The sequence below is a fragment of the Paenibacillus sp. FSL R10-2771 genome, assembly GCF_038000205.1.
GTDB classification, from domain to species: domain Bacteria; phylum Bacillota; class Bacilli; order Paenibacillales; family Paenibacillaceae; genus Paenibacillus_AQ; species Paenibacillus_AQ phytohabitans.
This window is the reverse complement of the sequence record NZ_JBBOBM010000001.1, coordinates 5,728,170-5,747,604: the sequence shown is the minus strand read 5'-3', so window position 1 is coordinate 5,747,604 and position 19,435 is coordinate 5,728,170. Positions and strand designations below refer to the sequence as shown.

Here is a 19,435-nt window from a genome sequence, read left to right as displayed (position 1 = left end):
TGATGACAGTATGCAGAGCAGATAGAAGTGGATTATTTTCAGTAGATTGTTTTCAATAGAATATACAATAGATAACAGGAGGTAATATCATGATCACAGCCATACAAGAAGTAACCGGACGGATCGCTCCGCCTGATGAAAAAGCGACCTTACGCGCGGTGCTCCGCCTGAACAGCCTGACCAAGCCGCCGGGAAGCCTCGGGCGGCTGGAGGCGCTGGCCGTCCGGCTGGCCGGGATCTCCAAAGTAGAACAGCCCTGTTACAGCAAACGTACGGTAGTAGTTATGGCAGCGGATCATGGGGTCTGTTGTGAAGGGGTCAGTGCTTTTCCACAGGAGGTTACAATGCAGATGGCCTATAACTTCCTGAGCGGCGGCGCCGCAGTGAATGTGCTGGCCCGCCAAGGCGGTGCAGAGGTGCAGTTCGTGGATATCGGCATTAACGGTGACATCAGCCATCCGCAGCTGATCGACCGCAAAGTGCGCCGCGGCACGGACAATATGGCGGCAGGTCCGGCCATGAGCCGCGATGATGCGCTGCGTGCGATTCTGGCCGGGGTTCAGGTGGCCCAGGAAGCGGTGAAGAACGGAACGGAGATTTTTATTACCGGTGAGATGGGAATCGGTAACACTACGGCCAGTGCTGCGGTGCTGTGCGCACTGGAAGGTATTCCGCCAGAGACGGCAGCCGGACGTGGAACAGGCATCGACGACGAGCGGCTGCGCCACAAAATATCGGTGATCGAACGCGCCCTGAAGGTTAATGCGCCGAATCCGGCTGACCCGATCGATGTACTCTCGAAGGTAGGCGGACTTGAGATTGCCGGCCTGGCCGGTCTGATTCTGGGAGCGGCTGCGCTGCGGATTCCGGTCATTCTGGACGGTTTTATTTCCGGAGCGGCAGCTCTGGTAGCAAAGGCATTAGCGCCGGAATCCACGGCTTATATGATTGCTTCCCATGTCTCAGGCGAGCAGGGGCATAAGCTGATGCTGGACCGCCTCGGACTGGAGGCCCTGCTGGATCTCGGACTGCGCCTCGGTGAAGGCACCGGCGGCGCGCTGTGCCTGCATTTCATTGAAGCGGTCTGCCGGATTATGCGGGAGATGGCGACCTTCGAGAGTGCGGGGGTCTCCGGGTCGGAGAGCGTATGAGCATCCTTGTAACCGGAGGGGCACGCAGCGGGAAAAGCGGCTTCGCCGAGCGCTTAACCAAGAAGCTGGCAGACCCGCAGCAGGCGGTCTATGTGGCGACCGGGCAAGCGTTCGATGAAGAGATGAAGGCCCGGATTGCCCTGCACCGGCAGCAGCGGGAGGAGGGCGGCTTCCGCTGGGAGACTCTGGAGGAGCCGCTTGAACTGTCGGCGCTGCTCCGGCGGCTGTCCGGCAGCGGCAGCGGTCAGACAGTCTTGGTGGACTGCCTGACGCTCTGGCTGTCCAACCAGCTGCTGGCTGTGGAGGAACGCAGTGACCGGCAGCAGCTGGTGGAAGCTGCAATTGCCGGACTGGAGCAGAGTGTCTCCAGCTTCCAGGGAACGCTAATTTTGGTTACCAATGAAGTAGGAGACGGCATTGTGCCGGAGTATTCACTCGGCCGGCTGTACCGTGACCTGGCCGGACGGATGAATGCGCGGCTTGCCCGGCAGTGTGAGCAGGTATTCCTGGTTACGGCCGGAATACCTGTTGAGCTAAAGAGCCGGGAGTACATCCTGTGAGCGCGCGGGGGATGCCGCTGCCGCGTTTCAGTTCCTGTCGCGGTTTCCGGTCAAATACAGCCCGGATTTCTCGCCGGAGCTGCTGCGCCGCAGCGTAGTCTATTATCCGCTGGTCGGCGCAGCCATCGGCCTCAGCGCCGCGCTTGGCGCAGCTGCCGCCGCCTGGCTGCTGCCGGCCTGGCCTGCCGCTGTCATCACCCTCATCCTGTGGGTGGGGCTGACTGGCGGGCTGCATCTGGACGGCTGGATGGACAGCGCCGATGCGCTGCTCAGCTACCGCTCGCGGGAGCGGATGCTGGAGATCATGAAGGACAGCCGCGTAGGCGCCATGGGCGTGCTGGCCTGCGTGCTGCTCCTGCTGCTGAAGGCCTCGCTGCTGGCGGCATTGATTGAAGGCGGCAGCTACAGCATGCTGCCGCTGCTCATGCTGCCGCCGGTCTGGAGCCGCTGGTACATGGTGCGGGCCATGGCCCGCTATCCGCTGGCCCGCGGCAATGAAGGGCTGGCCGCCAGCTTCGGCGGGCTGCCTGCCCGGCTGGAGCGGCGAGCGCGTCTAACCGCCGCGCTGCTTACGCTGGCCGCTGCCGCGGCGCCTTTGGCGCTCGGCGCGGGCAGCGGGGCCTGGCCGCAGCTGGCAGCGGCGGCCGTCCTGGCGCCGGCGGCTGCGGCAGCCTGCGGCATGCTCGCAGCGCGGCGGATCGCCAGCCGGCTCGGCGGGCTCACCGGCGACGTCTACGGCGCGCTGGGTGAGCTGCTGGAGACGGTGGTTCTGCTGGTGCTGGTGCTGCTGCAGCACAATCTGTAGCGGACAGCGTCCGCCATGCACTTAGGGCAGCGCCGCACAGCGCTCCAATAGGCCATAGGGCTGCACCGCCCTGAACACCGGCAGCAGCCAGAAAGCGAGGAAGCGAAGAAGATGAACATGGAAGATACAGCCTCAGGTAAGGCCGCGCTTCAGGCAGCGACGGGAGCTGCTCAGGGAGCGGATAAGCAGCAGCCAGCTACCGTCCAGGCAGCGCCGGGGGTTGCAGATGGACGCGGCAAGCAGCAGCCAGCCGCCGTGCTGATGGTGCAGGGAACCGCCTCCGATGTCGGCAAAAGCCTCGTCACCGCCGCCATCGGACGGATTATGACCCGGGACGGCTACCGTACGGCACCGTTCAAGTCGCAGAATATGGCGCTGAATTCTTATGTTACAGCAGACGGCAAAGAAATCGGCCGCGCCCAGGGGATGCAGGCGGAAGCCTTCGGTATTACGGCTACCAGCGACATGAATCCGATCCTGCTGAAGCCATCCGGTGAGATGAGCGCGCAGATTGTGGTGCATGGTGTGCCGCATGCCGCGCTCAGTGCGAGAGAATACCGTGAGAAGTTTCTCCCCGAAGCCAAAGGGACGGTGATGGATGCGCTTGGCCGTCTGCGGGAGGCCTATGATGTTGTGCTGATGGAAGGCGCAGGCAGCCCCGCGGAGATCAACCTCAAGGCGCGGGATATCGTCAATATGAATCTGGCAGGCTGGGCGGATGCCCCGGTGCTGCTGGTTGCCGATATTGACCGGGGCGGCGTGTTTGCCTTCATTGTAGGCACGCTGGAGCTGCTGGAGCCGCATGAACGGGCCCGGGTCAAAGGCTTCATTATCAATAAATTCCGCGGCGATGTCTCGCTGCTGCAGCCCGGGCTGGACTGGCTGGAGGAGCGTACAGGCATTCCGGTGCTGGGGGTGCTGCCGTTCCTGCCGCAGCTGCGGATTGAGGCGGAGGACTCCGTAGTTCTGGAAGGAACCTCAGGCCGCGTGCGTGAAGGTTCTATGAAAGAACTTGATATTGCGGTCATCCGCTATCCGCGCATCTCCAATTTCACCGACTTCGCTCCGCTGGAGGATGAGCCGGATGCTGCCGTACGCTATGTCCTGTCGGCAGACGAGCTTGGAACGCCGGATGTCATTATATTGCCGGGCACGAAGAATACAGCTGCCGACCTGCAGTATTTGCGGGAGCAGGGGTTCCCGGAGGCCATAGAGCGTGCACTGGGACAGGGGACGCAGCAGCTTGCCGGAATATGCGGCGGGTATCAGATGCTGGGGGTGCAGCTGCTTGATCCTCATGCGGTTGAGAGTGCTGAACCGGGTGAGAGTGAGGGCCTCGGGTATCTGCCGCTGTCAACGGCGTTCCTGCAGCAGAAGACCACGGTACGCGTGAGCGGAACACTGGCTGCGGCTCATCCGCTGCAACTAAGCACACAGGCGCCCGCCTCAATCGGAGAGATGCCCATTACCGGGTACGAGATACATATGGGAACGACGACGAATCATGATGCTGCTTCAGTACGCAGTCTGTTCAGTCTGGACGGACCGGAAGGGCAGGCTGTGCCGGAAGGCTGGGGAACCCAGGACGGCAGAGTCTGGGGCAGCTATCTGCACGGCTTGTTCCACAACGATGGGCTGCGCCGCAGCTGGCTGGACGGATTGCGTATTGCCAAAGGACTCGCACCGCTATCCGTAACCTTCTCGGCTGCTGCGCTCCGTGAGCAGGAATTTGACCGGCTGGCGGATGCTGTAAGATCACATCTGGACATGGAAGCCGTGTACAATATTATGGGCTTGCGGGGAGGAGGTGAATAGGGATGTTTATTGCGGTTCTGCTGTTTATTGTTGCCGGACTGGCCGAGATCGGGGGCGGGTACCTGGTCTGGCTCTGGCTGCGGGAATCGCGGCCGCTGTGGTACGGATTGGCAGGCTCTGCCATCTTGATCGCGTATGGTATTATCCCGACGCTGCAGAAGTTTCCTTCCTTTGGCCGGGTATATGCCGCCTATGGCGGAGTATTCGTCGTGCTTGCTGTGCTGTGGGGCTGGCTGGTGGACCGGAAAACACCGGATCTCTACGACTGGATCGGCGCCGGCATCTGCGTGATTGGGGTCTCTGTCATCTTGTGGGCACCGAGACACTGAGCATGGTCCTAATCAGTTATCGCACGAATCCCTCTATTCTCATCCACGGATTGTGATGGAACCTTGTTATTCTATGAATCCTGCCCAAAATACAACATTTTGCGGATTACATCGCTTTTATATTCAAAAATGTTGTACGGAAGGCAGGATTTCTCCTTTTCTAAACAGGGAATCAGGAAAATTATTGTATTACATACAACAATCCTTCTAAAAAACCTGGTATCTATGAATCGGAGTTGTAAATCGTACAACATTTATACTGAAACGGCGTGTACCTAACAAACCCAATTTGCCGGTTACGAATCAAATTTGAGGAATTGAATGATTACGCTTGTCCCTATGCAAAAAAGCAGCTCCAACAGCCACGAGGCCTTTGGAGCTGCTTTTTATATCTTACCACTAAACAGCTTCATAGATTGAACAGAAACTATCTAAATCTTAAACTGCTCGACAGCCTTCTGCAGCTTCACGGCCTGCTCATGCAGATGCTCTACGGTCAGCGCGTGGCCTTCCAGCTCCTGGTGCTGGCGGGCAGAGTTGCCGGCCAGCGTATCAGCGCTCTGCTGCGACTTGGCTGTAATCTGTGCCGTTTCTTCCACCGAGGCGCTGACTTCTTCGGTGCCTGCCGAAATCTGCTGGGTAGCAGCAGATACGGACTGGATGCTGTGGTTGATGCTCTGGATAAGAATCAGCAGATGATTGAAGGCATTGCCTGCTTCCACCACTTTGTTCATACCTGAAGCTACTTCTGTATTTACGTGGTTCATCTCGGATACCGAGTGGTTCATATCTTCCTGAAGTCCGAGCAGGAATTCGCGGATCTGCTCATTGGATTCCTTGGACTGCTCCGACAGCTTGCGCACTTCACCGGCCACGACAGCGAATCCCCGGCCATGCTCTCCGGCGCGCGCTGCTTCAATGGATGCGTTAAGCGACAGCATCTGAATCTGCTTCGTGATTTCGGTAATACCCTGCACCACTTCCCCGATCATCAGCGAGCGTTCATTCATGATACGGAATTGCTCCAGCGACTGTACCGAGGCCTGTTCCACCTGGCGCATCTGCTGCACAGCACTCTGGGCAATGTCATTACCGCCCATCGCTTCGGCGGAGGCTTCACTGATCTGCTCCGTGACCTCACCGGCGGCGGAAGCGATATGCTGGATGCCAATGTTGATCTCATCCATGGCCCGGGAATTATCGAGTGCGCTGCTCGCAATCGTGGTGCTGCCTTTACCGATTTCCTCTACAGAGACAGCGGATTGCTCAGCCATATTGTTCAGAATCTGAACACGTTCCTTCAGATCATTGGAATCGGCAACTACTGCGCCCGATGTATCCAGCACATGTCCGATCATCTCCTTGAGCCGCTCGCTCATGATCCGGAAGCTCTCGGAGAGCTGGCCTACTTCATCGTTGCCTTTGATCGTAAGTGCTTCGGTGAAATCGCCTCCGGCCAGCTTGTTGCTGTAGGCCGCCAGCAGTTTGATCGGACGGATGATTCTGCGGCTCATCAGTGTGGCGCCGGAGAGTCCGATGATAAGTGCCAGCAGGGTGATTCCCGCACTGGTCCACAGAATGCTGCTCATCTTTTCTTGGATAAAGCCGACATCCGAGCTTACGCCAACGAGCATGGTGGTACCGGGAACGCCAACAAATGCACTCTTATGTATACCATGACTATCACTATAGATTTCACTAAGTCCGGATTTTCCTTTGGAGGCTTGCTCCATGGCAGGCAATACCTCAATGGACTCTTCACGCTGAAGCTTGGCGCTATGATCCGCGACCAGAACAGTAGCTTTGCCTTCCTTCAGGTCAATGAGGAAAATGGTCTCAACATCGTGCTGCTTCCGCTTTTCCTCGAAATAGAATTCTACATTGGTCCCCGCCTGTTCATTCTTGTTAAGAGCCTGCTGCGCGCTTGTAGCATTCAGATTCTTATATACATCCTGGGCTGAGGCAGTCAGAGACTTGTTGATCTGCGGCATCACATAGCTGTCGATGATATTAATGGATATGAAGTAGAAGCTGATGCTTAGCAAAAGAGAAGTGAGTAACAGAACGACAAACAGCAGAAGCGTAAACTTGCGGCTAATTGATTTTTTGAAACGGAACATTTCTTTCTCTCCTTTTCTGTCAATTGCATCTGAATATCCCAAGCCAGACAAAGAGCCAGGCAAGCAGCAATATATTCCATTGGTGTAGGTCATATATGAAGCTATCTGTGAACGGGAATTGTGATTGATAACTATTCTATAGAATTAACCTCAGGTTGAATAGTGAAAGTTTGCTCTATACTGCATTATTTTTCAGAAAAAATTGAATATTTAACGAGTCTATCACCAATTTACCGAAAAAAATGAATTATACGCTGTTTTCATGAAAATTTTAAATTTCATAGCATGTTAGCTTTTTCTGTGGTAGAGTATTAATGTTTTGTTTCTATAAGAGTGGATAGCCGCGGTTCGTAACCATCCCGCGTAACCAAAACTAGGAGGAGTTAACCGAAATATGTTTAATTTGTTGTGGGGGATTTTGTTTGTTGTTGTTAATTTTGTGTTTTTTCTGCTCTGCTACCGGTTGTTCGGTAAAAAAGGGCTCTATGCCTGGGTCGGCATGGCAACCGTGGTCGCCAATATACAAGTCGCCAAGACGATTGCGATGCCTTTCGATATTGTAATGACGCTGGGAAATACGATGTATGTCACGTTATATATGACCAGTGACCTGCTGAATGAGAGATACGGGCGGGCAGAAGCGCGGAACGCCGTCTGGTTCGGATTCTTCACTCTGCTGATGACTACCGTCATTATGCAGATGGTGCTTGTATTTGAGCCGCAGGAGACGGATATTGCCCAATCCTCACTCCAGACGATCTTCGGCCTGATGCCGAGACTTGCGCTGGGCAGTCTTACCGCATATTTTATCAGCCAGTTTCTGGATGTGCGCTTATACGCATGGATCCGCAAGTACTACGGCAGCTCACGGCAGCTCTGGATCCGCTCTAACGGCAGCACCATGATCAGCTCTTTTGTTGACACTTTGATCTTCTGTACGATTGCTTTTGCCGGAACCTATGACCTGAAGGTATGGACAGAGATTCTGCTGACTACCTATCTGGCCAAATTCCTGCTTACAGGTGCAGGCACACCGGTGCTATACCTTGCCCGTTCCTTTAAGTTCGCTGAAGAAGAGCAGACCGTCCCCTCCCAGGAGACCAAGCGCAATATTTCATAGAATAGTTTTATAAAAAAAAGCCCTAACCTCCAGTGATCTGGAGATTGGGGCTTTTTTGGATTTCTGAATTACAGGCTCAGCACAGTCAATGCTTTGGGGAAGCTGGTCAGCGTCTGCGGGCCCTCTGCCGTAACGAGCACATCATCCTCAATGCGCACGCCGCCAAGATTCGGCACATAAATCCCCGGCTCTACGGTGAAAACGTTGCCGTTTGCGATAATATCCGTATTGAGTCCATGCAGTGATGGATATTCATGGGTATCCATGCCGAGACCATGTCCAACGCGGTGCATGAAGTATTCGCCGTAGCCGGCGGCTTCAATAACATCCCGGGCAGCCTTGTCAACAGAACCGAAGGTGGCTCCGGCAACAGAAGCGGCAATACCAGCTTCATTGGCAGCAAGCACAGTATTGTAGATATCTATCAGCTTGCTGTCTATTTCGCCTACAGCGAAGGTGCGGGTGATATCGGAGGCATAGCCTGCGGCGTATACGCCAAGATCGAACATCAGCAGATCACCCGGCTGAATCTTGCGTTCACCCGGTACGCCATGCGGCAGGGCTGTATTCGGGCCGGAGAGCACCATGGTGTCGAAGGAGGGGCCGGAGGCTCCGGCTTTTTTCATCAGGTATTCAAGCTCCGCTACCAGCTCATTCTCGCTGACACCGGCTTTGACATGCGACAGGCCCCGGCGGAGAACTTCCTCCACAAGCTCGGCGGCATGCTTCATAATGCGGATTTCTTCAGGCGTCTTCATGGCGCGCATAGCGCGGAGCAGATGGCCGATGTCGCTGAATGCCCCCGCTGGGATGGCGTCTGCCAGCAACTCATAGCGGCTGACGGAGAAGTGCTCCTTCTCTATGCCGAAGCTGGCCGGAGCAGCGCCGCCGAATCGGGATTTGAGCAGTTCGTACGGGTTGTCCGTATCGCTGTGCGTCAGAATAGTCTTCACCGAGGAGGCGGCATGCGCCGCTTCGGCGTCCAGCGCCGGAACGATCAGCACAGGCTCCCCGCCGCGGATTAGCAGCAGGCCCAGAAAGCGTTCATGCGGGTTGCTGGCGAAGCCGGTCAGATAGTATACATGCTTGGGATCGGTTACGAGGAGAGCATCCAAGCCCCCTTCTGTAAGTCCTTGCTCCAGTTTAAGCAGAGCTTCATTCATTGCAATAATTCCCCTTTCATATACACGCGTGAAACAGCATTATTCTCATTATAATTCATAATCCGGGAGGCTGCACGTCCCTCGAACGGATGCTAAAGGGGGTTTAGTGAAGTTAAGCACCGGGTAATAGTTGCCACAATCATTTCTGGTTTCTATTCCCGCTTCACTTAACAGGAGGTTATGAATATGTCCGGTACATCGGTCCTCTTCCGTACATTTCTGCTGCGCGGAACTTTGGTCCTGCTGATGGGCCTGCTGTCAGCCTGCACCTCTTCTGAACAAGATGCTATGCAAGGGCAGCTGACAGGAGAGAATCCGCGTCTTGACGCACAGCCTGCCGGCACTGCTCTTCCATCTTCGATGACTACGATGACCGAAACGCCGGTGACAAGAACACCGGGAGCGTCTGCGAGTGCAGGAACGGGTGCGCCGGTTGGCGCAGCATCACCTGGTGCTTCTGGAAGCACACAGGCACCGGAAGTAACGGCTGCCGCGCCGAAGCCGCCAGTTTCGTCAGCCTTCCCTTATACCGCGCATACGCTGGCAGACGGATTGAATGTGCCTTGGGAGATGGCGTTCGCTCCGGACGGGCGGATCTTTTTCACCGAACGGCCGGGCAGCCTGCGGGTCATAGAGAATGGCAAGCTTCGTGAGGCCCCGCTGCTGGAGCTTGAAGCCCCCTTTATCAGTAAGGGAGAGGGCGGGTTGCTGGGACTTGCGCTTGATCGGGAGTTTGAGAGCAACGGATTGGCGTATGTATATCATTCTTACCGCAATGCGGAGGGCGGAGTGGCAAACCGGGTCCTGCGGATTAAGATTGGCAGCAGCAAAGCGGAGATCAAGCAGGTTCTGCTGGATAATATACCAGGGGACACCAATCATAACGGCGGACGGGTCAAGCTGGGACCGGACGGCTACTTGTACATCACCACAGGTGAACGCTATGAGCCTGAGCTCGCGCAGGATAAGACCAGTCTGGGCGGAAAAATACTGCGGATTACCACCAGCGGCGGCATCCCTGAAGATAACCCGTGGCCGGGGTCTCCGGTCTATAGCATGGGCCACCGCAATCCGCAGGGTCTGGCCTGGCAGCCGGAGAGCGGAGTCTTATACAGCTCGGAGCATGGCCAGTCGAGCCATGATGAGATCAATCGTATTCAGGCCGGGACCAATTACGGCTGGCCGCTGATTGAAGGCGATGAGACCGGAGCCGCTAAGCTGAAGCTGAAGGCTCCGCTGGCACACAGCGGTGAGGTGACCTGGGCGCCGTCGGGCATGACCTTTATTACGCAGGGGCCATGGAGCGGCGAACTGTTGGTTGCCGGTCTGGCGGGGCAGCAGCTGCTGCGGGTATCTTTGTCTCCTTCGGGCGGCAAGCCTAAGATTACGGCTTTATTCAAAGAGAAGTATGGCCGAATCCGCAATGTGGCGGAAGGGCCTGACGGCACCCTGTATATTATGACCAATAACCGGGATGGCAGAGGCAACCCGCGCGCACAGGATGATAAGCTGCTTGCGCTGCGGCCGAATTGGAAATAAGGGCTGTTAGCTGAATTTTCCGTGTACTTCCTCCGGCACTTTACCAGGCTATGCTAATGGAGAAGGGATTTCTCGGCCATCCGCCGCTGATGCGGACTGAGAAGCCGTTATTTTCGGATAATAGCCCGGTTTCTGTCCGTTGCGGACTCAGATGACCTTAATGGCTCAGTTTTACCGTGTTCGGGTCTATAATATTCCGAATAAGGGCTTCTGAGTCCGGATAAACGTCAAAAGTAACCTTTTCCGCAAAATAGCGTCATCTGAGTCCGTTTCACTCTATAACTCTGTAACTATGTAACTATGTAACTATGTAACAAACAAAGGCTGTCCTCCTTGCAGATCATCTGCATAGAGGACAGCCTTTCCTGTTATGGGCTTGCAGCGTGTAAACCCCGCCTACAGCCCGCCCGCAAGCAACCGATCAGGACCTGCGTGCTGCTTACATACCGTGCACCATGGGTAGCAGACGATATTCTATACCGTCAGGTCTGCGAGCTTACGAGACTACGCAGTGCAAGCGGCTTACCCGGGGTGGCCGGTTCAGCGGGTCCGTTACGCGATCGGCGTTCCGTTCGGAACCTGCTGCTCCGGAGCCAGCAGGATCACATCGCCTTCCTCCGGCACGCCGCCGAGGACGAGCACTTCCGAGAGGAAGCCGGCAATCCGTCTGGGCGGGAAGTTGACGACAGCGGCTATCTGCCGGCCGATCAGCTCTTCCGGAGTGTAACGTTTGGTGATCTGCGCACTGGAGGCCTTAATGCCGAGTTCACCGAAATCGATCTGCAGCTTAATCGCCGGTTTGCGTGCTTCAGGAAAAGGCTCAGCGGACAGAATGGTTCCAATGCGTATATCCAGCTTCAAGAAATCTTCAATAGTAGCCATGTACTCGCCCCCTGTAATTGATAAGTTGCTTCTAACGGGAATAAACTTCTTGAGAAGTTATTCCATGCCCAGGGGCTATTTTAACCCTCAGAAATGATGTAACATTATCATAAAACATATACTCTGAAAAGGCTACGCCATGCCCCGGCCTGGCTGGCCCGCAAGAGAGGGGAAGATGTCCATGAAGGGAAAGACCGTGCTTGTCACCGGTGCGAATTCCGGCATGGGACTGGCTACGACAGTGGAAATGGCCCGCAGAGGAGCCCATGTAATCATGGCCTGCCGCAGCCGCAAACGCGGGGAGGAAGCTCTTGCGGAAGCAGTGCGCCAGAGCGGCTCTGATCAAATCCGGCTGATGCTGTGCGATCTGGGATCGTTCGCAAGCATTCGCGCATTTGCAGAGGAATTCACGGCCGGCTATCCGGTGCTTGATGTTCTGATCAATAATGCTGGCGTAGTCGCCATCAGACGTGAGCTTACTTCAGACGGCTACGAGCAGGATTTGGGCGTGAATCATCTGGGTCATTTTCTGCTCACCATGTTGGTATTGGATAATCTGAAGCATGCTGAACAGGGCAGGATTGTGGTAGTGGCTTCAGGTGCTTACAAGATTGGCAAGCTGCATCTGGAGGATCATACGCTGTCACGCGGCTTCAACCCGGCTAAGGCTTACGCCCGTTCCAAACTGGCCAACATCCTGTTTACCCGCGAGCTGGCTGCTCAACTGAAGGGCACCAGGGTTACTGCGAACTGTGTGCATCCGGGAGCGGTGGGGACGAGCATCGGAGTGAACCGGGAGACAGGCTTTGGGCGCTCGCTGCTGAAGCTGCTGTCCTACTTCTTCCTGACGCCTGAGAAAGGTGCGGACACGGCCATTTATCTGGCGGCTGCGCCGGAGCTGAGCGAAGTTAGCGGGCAGTATTATTACCGCCGCGAGATCAAGGAATTATCGCCAAGGGCGAAGAATACAGAAGAAGCCGCACGGCTGTGGAAGTGGAGTCTGGAACAGACAGGGCTGAACTAGTTTGGAACTAAGGAGCGGTAGCGACCGCCTTTGTCACCGGATGTGGGCCGCGAACAGCGGATTAGATCAAGAAATCTGGTGACCATCGGCCGGAAGTCCAAATGTTCACCGCAGTGACGACTAAGCTTCAAGTTCGAATCTTTAGTGTGGCGTAAATGGCTTGAAATTAAAACACAACTTTTAGGAGGAATCATAGCATGGATTGGCAAGGTTACAGCATAGAGGATGCAGCAATTGAGGATTTGGGAGCGATTGTGGAGATTTATAACACGACGGTTGCCGGAAGAATGGTAACAGCGGATCTTACGCCGGTAGCCGTGGAGGATAGAGTGAAGTGGTTCCATGAGCATAACAGCCATCACCGTCCGCTCTGGGTTCTGCGGCTTGGCGGCGAAATTGCGGCTTGGTTCAGCTTCCAGTCATTCTACGGGCGTCCGGCCTATAATGGAACGGCAGAGATCAGCGTCTATGTAAGTGAAAAATTCCGCGGCAGCGGCGCCGGAAGTATCCTGCTGACCAAGGCGCTTGAGGAATGTCCGCGTCTTGGTCTGCAGAACCTGGTCGGCTTTGTGTTTGGCCATAATGAGCCAAGTCTTGCGCTGCTGCGGAAGTTTGGTTTCGGACAATGGGGCCTGCTGCCGGGTGTCGCCGTGCTGGACGGCATTCCGCGTGACCTTGTTATCGTAGGCCGCAAGCTGTAAATTTATATAAGGCTTTCGCAGAAACAGTGTGTGAAACTTATTGCGGAGGAGCAGCTGAAGCAGACCGGCATTCCTCTTCCGTAATCCAGTCTTCCGACCATACCTGCAAATCACGGATGACGGATTCCAGGGCCCGGCCCTTGTCAGTTAACGAATACTGGATTCTTACAGGTGTTTCGGGAAAAACCTCGCGCAGGACGATACCCTCCTGCTCCAGTTCCTTCAGCCGCTCGGACAAAAGCCTGCCGCTGACGGGCAGCGAAGCTTCAATGGCGCCGAAGCGCTGGGGACCTTGCAGAAGCTGATAGATGATTAAGCCCGTCCAACGTCTGCCGATAATATCCATGCTTTTTTGTAACCTTGGACATAACTCTGTGGATTTCATTAGGCTCACCTCTTATTGTACATTATAAACGAAAAGACCTATAACTAAAACAAATTTGAACTATTTGCACTACTTGAAAGGATGATTCCCTTGGCTAAAAAGAAGAAGATAACTCCGGCTCCGCGCCCTGCTGCGGCCGATGCTCCGGCAACACTCAAAGACCTGCTCAGCCGCGAGGTGCTGGACAAGCTGAAGGCGCAGTCCGATGCGCTCAAAGCCGAAGAGCAAGGCAAGAAAGACGCCGCCCTCAAGGATGCAGAGGACAAACGCAAGGCAGAGCAGAAACGTCTGGAGAATGATTTCGGCCACCTGCTGGAGAACAGCAATCAGGACTGGTCGAAATTCAAATAAAACAAACTTTACCAGATTCAGGGTTGACAATCTGCAGCAGCGCCATATATTATTGGGTTTATCATTTAGAGAAGGGAGGCCGATGGGTCATGATTGGAACAAATGGTTTGAGAACGCCGCACAGTCACATTACAACCGCATATGAACAATCTGATCTCATCGCCTTCGTCCGGAAGACATAATACGCAGCGTGCTTATTATGTCACAACTGCATACGGGTGTCCCGGCTTGAATTCGAAGCTGCACCCAGCGCTCCGGGAGCCGCATGATCAGAACTGATCTGCGGCTCTTTTTGCGTACCACAAAACTGGAAATTATCTTACCAACCTGAGAGGAAATGAAAACATTTATGAATAGCATGAAGCAGCAAGCGGGGGAGATATCCCGCTACAAACATGAGGTAGCCCTTCCGGGAGGCGACCTCAAGGTATATGCCAGTGAGCAATTATTTGGCTCACTTGATTACAAGGTCCTGGAAATGGCTAATAACAATCTGCAAATCCCGAATATAGAATATATGAGCTACACTCCTGATGTGCATGTAGGCGTCGGAACCTGCATCGGGACTACTGCGGTCTGGGATGCCGCGTCAGGTTATGTCTCGCCGTCCATTGTAGGCAGCGATATCGGCTGCGGCATGCGTGTACATCTGACCAATCTGCATATGGATGATCTGCGTGAAGTGAAGCTGCGCCGGAAGCTGGTCCGTGCAATTGAGAAGTATCTGCCGATGGAGGCCCAGCAGCGCGGCCACTACAGCGATATCCGGCTGGAGAATATCGTGCGCAAGGGCCTGCACGGCCTGCCAAGCAAATATGTTCCGGACAGCTACACTCCGAAGAAATCAAGCGCACTGTCCCATGTGGAGATCAGCAAGCTTGCCTTCGATGACGAGATTCTGAATGAGCTGCCGGATATGGCCTGGCACCGGGGGCACCGCCAGCTCGGCACCCTTGGCGGCGGCAACCATTTCGTTGAGATCCAGGCGATTGAAATCGCCGAGGAGCAGCGGGAGGTGGCTGAAGCGTGGGGCCTGAGAGACGGGCAGATTGCCGTGATGATCCACTCCGGCTCCCGGGCCTGGGGAGGCATGGTCAATCAGTTCTGTACCCCGGCCTTCGCCAAGGTCATGGGCCAGCTTGGACTGGGCAGCGCTGACCCGCGCCTGATCTATGCGCCCCTGTCACATCCGCAGGCTCAGCGCTATGTTAATCTGATGTACTCGGCGCTGAACTATGCGGTGGTGAACCGCCATCTGATCGCTTATGGTGTACGTGAGGGCTTCCGTGACGTCTTCGGCACGAAATGCGAGCTGCGCACCCTCTACGATCTGATGCACAATTATGCGTGGGAAGAGGAGACCTCCTCAGGCACCAAGTTTGTTCACCGCAAAGGGGCGACACGCGCCCTGCCTGCAGACCATGCGGATAATCCGCGGGCTTACGCGGCGACCGGGCATCCGGCGCTGATCCCCGGCTCGATGGGCACCGCTTCCTACATCATGGTCGGCCAGCCCGGAGGAGAAGAGAATTATTATTCGATCTGCCATGGTGCCGGACGCATCCGCTCGCGCTCGGCAACGAAGCGTCTGGTGTCTGTCCATGAATTCTCCCGGTCGATGAAGGTGGGGACGGCAGACGAGATTGTAGTGAATCAGCATTCCCTGGAATCTATCATTGACGAATCTCCCCAGGCCTATAAGAATGTAGATGAGATTATAGAAAGCGTTACGGGCGCCGGCCTGGCTGCTGTTGTAGCCAAATGCAAGCCGCTCGCAGCGATAAAGGGGACGAAATAGGATGGAGCAGGAGATTAAGAAACCTACTGTAATCTACGAATACGATGAAGACAGAGCCGGAATCATCAAAGGTTATGATGTGTACGCACGCCTGGTTGACGGCATACTTGAAGCGCTCTACAGCCGCTACGGCGTACGTTATGAGCTGTATGCGAGCGATGATCCCAACAGTGAATACTGGAAGCTGCTGGAGAACGATGTGCAGAGCGGGAATGCCGGGGTGGAGCATGTGGCGCGGATTTTTGACCGCCTGGAGGACCGGACATTTGTGTACGACGATGATAAAGAGCAGCCGGAGTACAATATCCATCTCTCGATCCGCAATAATGTGCTGGCGTATCCTGCCATGGGCATTGCTCTGGCGCGGGTGCCTGTGTTCCAGGAGAACGGCATCAACTTCCAGGACTATGTGTTCGCGGCATCTGACGCGCAGCTGCAATTCTTCCTGGCCAATGTGCGTACCCGGCAGCGGGAGCAGAACATCAATAAGGTGACGGTGTTCACTGACCGGCGTAACGGAATCTTCCGTGAGGATGAACCCATCACCCGCTCTGTCGGGCGTGAGGAGGTCGTGCTGGACGCGGGGATCAAGAAAGAAATCTACCGTTCGCTCGACCAGTTTTTTGATTCGGACCGCAGCTTCTACGTCACTTACGATATCCCGTACAAGCGGGGCATTCTGCTCTACGGGCATCCGGGCAACGGCAAGACTACGCTCGTCAAATCGATCGCCGGAAGTGTACCGGGACCTGTGATCTACTGGCAGATTACCGAATATACGAGCAGCGAGTCAGTGAATGAGGTGTTCGAGGCTGCGGCCCGGCTGGCGCCGATGGTACTGGTGATTGAGGACATCGATTCCATGCCGCAGGAGGTCCGGTCCTTTTTCCTGAACACGCTGGACGGGGCTACTTCGAAGGAAGGCATCTTCCTGATCGGCACCACCAATTATCCGGAGAAAATCGACCCGGGCCTCATGAACCGCGCCGGACGCTTCGACCGGGCCTATGAGATCAAGATGCCAAATGAGGCGCTGCGCCTCGAATATCTGCAGCTGCGCGGGTTCTCCGCCTTCGCAGGTGAAGAAGGTACGGCCACCGCTGCGCGCCTGACAGGAGATTTCTCCCTGACCCAGCTTGGCGAGCTGTATGTCAGTGCGGCACTGGAATGGCATGAGAATGGCACGGCTGATGTCGAGTCTCTGGTGCGCGGCATGCGCGGCGAACTGGACAAGGGGCGCAAACGGGAATGGATGAAGGATGCTTCGTCCAGTATCGGATTTTATTAAGTAAGAGAGAAGCGACTGTAAAGGGAAGATTTGGGGAGCCGTGAGGCTCCCTTTTTCCTGGGGGATAAGAGTTTATAGGTTTGGAGAAGCGAAGCTTACTCCTTATTTATTTAGTGGCTATCGGGGACAGCGGACATAGTTGGAAAAAAGGCACTTAATTCTGCCGAAACGAAGAGTTGAGAGTAAGCAGTTGGAAAAAGTCCACTTAATCCACCGACCCACCTGGATTTAGCTGAAATCGGACCGATTAAGTGTTGTTTTTCCAATTGCTTTTAATAAAATGTACCTTTGACGCTAAATTAGATGTACTAATTCCACTTAGATCATCCGCAGCACTCCGAACTGTAAGCAAAACTTCTTGACACTACCGACAAAAATCCGCAAATAAGCGTGCTGTTGTCCGTTAACAAACTTAGCTTCCCCTCTGTCCCCTCAGCAACGGCGCGGATAAGGGGAATTTTCATACAGAAGTGTAACTTTTGGCATTCTCATACGTGGATGGATTAAGGGGGGAGGAGATGGAGCCGAATTCGCTGGATGATCTATATGAGAATTATGTGGCGGACATCTACCGCTATCTGCGCTCCCTCTGCCATGACCACCATGCGGCCGAAGATTTGATGCAGGAGACCTTTTACCGGGCGTATCTGTATCTGGAGGATTGCCGGGAAGAGCGGATTAAGCCGTGGCTGTTCCGCGTGGCTTACAATGCCTTCGTGGATTACAAGCGCAAGGAAAAGCGGAGTGTGTCCAAGGATGACGGGTTTTTCAGCGGGCTGCCCCATCCCGAAACCACGGAGGGGACTTTGCTGCGTCAGGAACGCTGGGAAGAGACAGCACTGGCACTCAGCCGTCTGCCGGAGGGGCAGCGCCATGCGCTGCTGCTGCATGATTATCACGGGCTGACCTACAAGGAAGCTGCTGGCATCTTGAACGTAGGTTTGTCCCAATACAAGATATTGGTATTCCGCGCCAGGCAGAAGCTGCGTGAGGCGGACCGGAGGAGGAATGAGCATGAGTGAGGAGTTCAAAGAACAACTGAGGAAATACAGTGAGGGAACACTTCCGGAGGAAGAACGGGAGGCGCTGGAGAGTGAACTTGCGAAGCTGGAGGCTTATCAGCTGTATCTGGAGGAGCAAATGGAGCGGGAGGAGCAGACCAGCGGACGGTGGACCAAGGCGGACCCGGCCGGCAGCGATTCTCCGGGACTCAAGAAGGTAAAGAAAAAGGCGGAAAAGCGGGAGAAGAAAATTATCCGCCGCGGCAAATGGAAGGCGCGGCTCGTGAACACCCTTACTGTATTTGCGGCCTTCATTGTCTTCATGATCATCAGTAATATTATTACTATAGTATTCTACAACACCGGGAACCGTGGTGAGACCTATAGTGATGTTGTATCCTCGGCGATTGCCGTGACCCGGCCCAACACAACCACATATCTTTCCAGCAATGCGAAATCGGTCTTCCGGATGAATCTGACCGGTAAACTGCTGAAGCAGGTAGGCGGGGAGAAGGTTCAGATGGGTAATTACAACCAGACCTTTCTCCTGGGGCTATCCTATCCCGGAGTGTTCAACTGGATGGATGACCGGAATGCGAGTAATTACATTTTCTACTATCCGTCAGCAGATGGTTCCGTCAGCAGCGGGGATAACAGCGATGAGTGGAACAAGCTGGATAAGCTTCCCGAGGGTACGGTTGCCGAAGCTTATCTGTCGTTCGACCACTTATACACCACGGAGGAGCTGCTCAAGGAGTTTGAGCCGCTGAATATCCTGCCTGTGTGGTTCGGAGCAGATACGGGTCCGTCTACCCACGATGAGGTGGTTACTTCTCCGCTGGGATTTCCCTATGATCCGATCTGGCATGACGATGATATGCTGAAATCAGAGGTCACCACCCAAAAAACAGGCTGGTTCAGCTCGGTCTCCTCCTACAGCAGCGTATCGCCTTCTGTTGAACCCTATGGGGATGGGGCACTGCGTGATGCCAACTTCATCAAAACGCTTAAGCTGCTGCAAAAGCATCAGTCACTGGCCAGGAAGGCAGCGCCGTTTATTGAACTGGATACTTCGCTCTCCTATCTTCAGGAGCACGGAGTTCAGATTTATGGAGCCGTTGCTACAGGACCGGTCAAGGAACTGCTGAAGCTGCGCGAGGCTTCCTGGGTCAGCTATATGCGGGTGGGTGAAGTCCGGCTCTGGAATTGGCGGGAATGAGGCTTAGGCCGGGCACGGCTTGCTTCTAAGTTCTGCAAATCGTACAATTATAAGTACGTAAACTTGAGTATGTTAAGGTGAAAAGCTGAGAATCGCAGTTTACAGCGCTTCTCAGCTTTTTACTACCTGTCCCTCGGGTTCATTATGGATCATATGAATATTTGCATGGAATCTACCAGGATAC

Annotated in this window: 18 protein-coding genes; 14 read left to right on the top strand and 4 right to left on the bottom strand. The window is 54.9% G+C overall.

Going from position 1 to position 19,435, the window contains the following annotated elements; translation table 11 throughout:
• Nucleotides 1-89 precede the first annotated feature (89 nt).
• From cobT to NSU14_RS24400, 5 genes are all read left to right on the top strand, one after another.
• Nucleotides 90-1,151 carry a nicotinate-nucleotide--dimethylbenzimidazole phosphoribosyltransferase gene (gene cobT, locus NSU14_RS24420; RefSeq protein ID WP_042134408.1) on the top strand — a complete coding sequence of 354 codons (1,062 nt, stop codon included), beginning with the start codon at nucleotides 90-92 and terminating at the stop codon, nucleotides 1,149-1,151.
• On the top strand, nucleotides 1,148-1,711 hold the full coding sequence (gene cobU / locus NSU14_RS24415; protein WP_076242408.1) for a bifunctional adenosylcobinamide kinase/adenosylcobinamide-phosphate guanylyltransferase: 564 nt from the start codon (nucleotides 1,148-1,150) through the stop codon (nucleotides 1,709-1,711). Before cobT ends, cobU begins: the two co-directional genes overlap by 4 nt.
• Before the next feature lie 34 nt (nucleotides 1,712-1,745).
• On the top strand, nucleotides 1,746-2,516 hold the full coding sequence (gene cobS / locus NSU14_RS24410) for an adenosylcobinamide-GDP ribazoletransferase (RefSeq protein ID WP_340948987.1): 771 nt from the start codon (nucleotides 1,746-1,748) through the stop codon (nucleotides 2,514-2,516).
• Nucleotides 2,517-2,777: 261 nt separating this feature from the next.
• Entirely contained in the window at nucleotides 2,778-4,331 is a 1,554-nt protein-coding gene (locus NSU14_RS24405; RefSeq protein ID WP_340948986.1) for a cobyric acid synthase, read from the top strand.
• Between the two features lie 2 nt (nucleotides 4,332-4,333).
• Nucleotides 4,334-4,660: a YnfA family protein gene (locus NSU14_RS24400; RefSeq protein WP_042134414.1), complete on the top strand. Its 327-nt coding sequence runs from the start codon at nucleotides 4,334-4,336 to the stop codon at nucleotides 4,658-4,660.
• A 431-nt stretch (nucleotides 4,661-5,091) separates the two neighbouring features.
• On the opposite strand, the gene NSU14_RS24395 is transcribed toward NSU14_RS24400, so the two are convergent.
• Nucleotides 5,092-6,780 (bottom strand): methyl-accepting chemotaxis protein, encoded by a 1,689-nt coding sequence (locus NSU14_RS24395; RefSeq protein ID WP_042134417.1) that lies wholly within the window; start codon nucleotides 6,778-6,780, stop codon nucleotides 5,092-5,094.
• A gap of 394 nt (nucleotides 6,781-7,174) precedes the next feature.
• On the opposite strand from NSU14_RS24395, the gene NSU14_RS24390 reads away from it, so the two are divergent.
• Nucleotides 7,175-7,900 carry a queuosine precursor transporter gene (locus NSU14_RS24390; protein WP_042134420.1) on the top strand — a complete coding sequence of 242 codons (726 nt, stop codon included), beginning with the start codon at nucleotides 7,175-7,177 and terminating at the stop codon, nucleotides 7,898-7,900.
• A 68-nt stretch (nucleotides 7,901-7,968) separates the two neighbouring features.
• Here NSU14_RS24390 and NSU14_RS24385 read toward each other — a convergent pair whose 3' ends face one another.
• Entirely contained in the window at nucleotides 7,969-9,063 is a 1,095-nt protein-coding gene (locus NSU14_RS24385) for a M24 family metallopeptidase (protein ID WP_336102958.1), read from the bottom strand.
• 186 nt (nucleotides 9,064-9,249) lie between these two features.
• Between NSU14_RS24385 and NSU14_RS24380 the strand changes: the two genes are divergently transcribed.
• Nucleotides 9,250-10,602, top strand: a complete 1,353-nt coding sequence (locus NSU14_RS24380; RefSeq protein WP_340947518.1) for a PQQ-dependent sugar dehydrogenase — start codon at nucleotides 9,250-9,252, stop codon at nucleotides 10,600-10,602.
• A gap of 552 nt (nucleotides 10,603-11,154) precedes the next feature.
• Here NSU14_RS24380 and csaA read toward each other — a convergent pair.
• Nucleotides 11,155-11,484 carry a chaperone CsaA gene (gene csaA, locus NSU14_RS24375; RefSeq protein WP_076242412.1) on the bottom strand — a complete coding sequence of 110 codons (330 nt, stop codon included), beginning with the start codon at nucleotides 11,482-11,484 and terminating at the stop codon, nucleotides 11,155-11,157.
• Between the two features lie 181 nt (nucleotides 11,485-11,665).
• Between csaA and NSU14_RS24370 the strand changes: the two genes are divergently transcribed.
• Together NSU14_RS24370 and NSU14_RS24365 are read left to right on the top strand one after the other, a co-directional pair.
• Nucleotides 11,666-12,508, top strand: coding sequence for an SDR family oxidoreductase (locus tag NSU14_RS24370; protein ID WP_042140836.1), 843 nt, complete (start codon nucleotides 11,666-11,668; stop codon nucleotides 12,506-12,508).
• Between the two features lie 197 nt (nucleotides 12,509-12,705).
• Nucleotides 12,706-13,209 carry a GNAT family N-acetyltransferase gene (locus tag NSU14_RS24365; RefSeq protein WP_336102960.1) on the top strand — a complete coding sequence of 168 codons (504 nt, stop codon included), beginning with the start codon at nucleotides 12,706-12,708 and terminating at the stop codon, nucleotides 13,207-13,209.
• Nucleotides 13,210-13,246: 37 nt separating this feature from the next.
• Here NSU14_RS24365 and NSU14_RS24360 read toward each other — a convergent pair whose 3' ends face one another.
• Nucleotides 13,247-13,594 carry a winged helix-turn-helix transcriptional regulator gene (locus NSU14_RS24360; RefSeq protein WP_039299846.1) on the bottom strand — a complete coding sequence of 116 codons (348 nt, stop codon included), beginning with the start codon at nucleotides 13,592-13,594 and terminating at the stop codon, nucleotides 13,247-13,249.
• 90 nt (nucleotides 13,595-13,684) lie between these two features.
• Between NSU14_RS24360 and NSU14_RS24355 the strand changes: the two genes are divergently transcribed.
• The 5 genes from NSU14_RS24355 to NSU14_RS24335 all read left to right on the top strand — a co-directional run bounded on the left by NSU14_RS24355 (nucleotide 13,685) and on the right by NSU14_RS24335 (nucleotide 19,251).
• The gene (locus NSU14_RS24355) at nucleotides 13,685-13,945 is read left to right on the top strand and encodes a YqkE family protein (protein ID WP_042134429.1); all 261 of its coding nucleotides are present in this window, start codon (nucleotides 13,685-13,687) and stop codon (nucleotides 13,943-13,945) included.
• A gap of 358 nt (nucleotides 13,946-14,303) precedes the next feature.
• On the top strand, nucleotides 14,304-15,743 hold the full coding sequence (locus NSU14_RS24350; protein WP_340947517.1) for an RtcB family protein: 1,440 nt from the start codon (nucleotides 14,304-14,306) through the stop codon (nucleotides 15,741-15,743).
• Nucleotide 15,744: 1 nt separating this feature from the next.
• The gene (locus NSU14_RS24345) at nucleotides 15,745-17,031 is read left to right on the top strand and encodes an ATP-binding protein (protein WP_042134433.1); all 1,287 of its coding nucleotides are present in this window, start codon (nucleotides 15,745-15,747) and stop codon (nucleotides 17,029-17,031) included.
• 518 nt (nucleotides 17,032-17,549) lie between these two features.
• On the top strand, nucleotides 17,550-18,053 hold the full coding sequence (locus tag NSU14_RS24340) for a sigma-70 family RNA polymerase sigma factor (RefSeq protein ID WP_336102961.1): 504 nt from the start codon (nucleotides 17,550-17,552) through the stop codon (nucleotides 18,051-18,053).
• Nucleotides 18,046-19,251, top strand: coding sequence for an anti-sigma factor (locus NSU14_RS24335; protein WP_336102962.1), 1,206 nt, complete (start codon nucleotides 18,046-18,048; stop codon nucleotides 19,249-19,251). The genes NSU14_RS24340 and NSU14_RS24335 overlap by 8 nt, the downstream gene beginning before the upstream one ends.
• The last annotated feature ends 184 nt before the right edge of the window (nucleotides 19,252-19,435 follow it).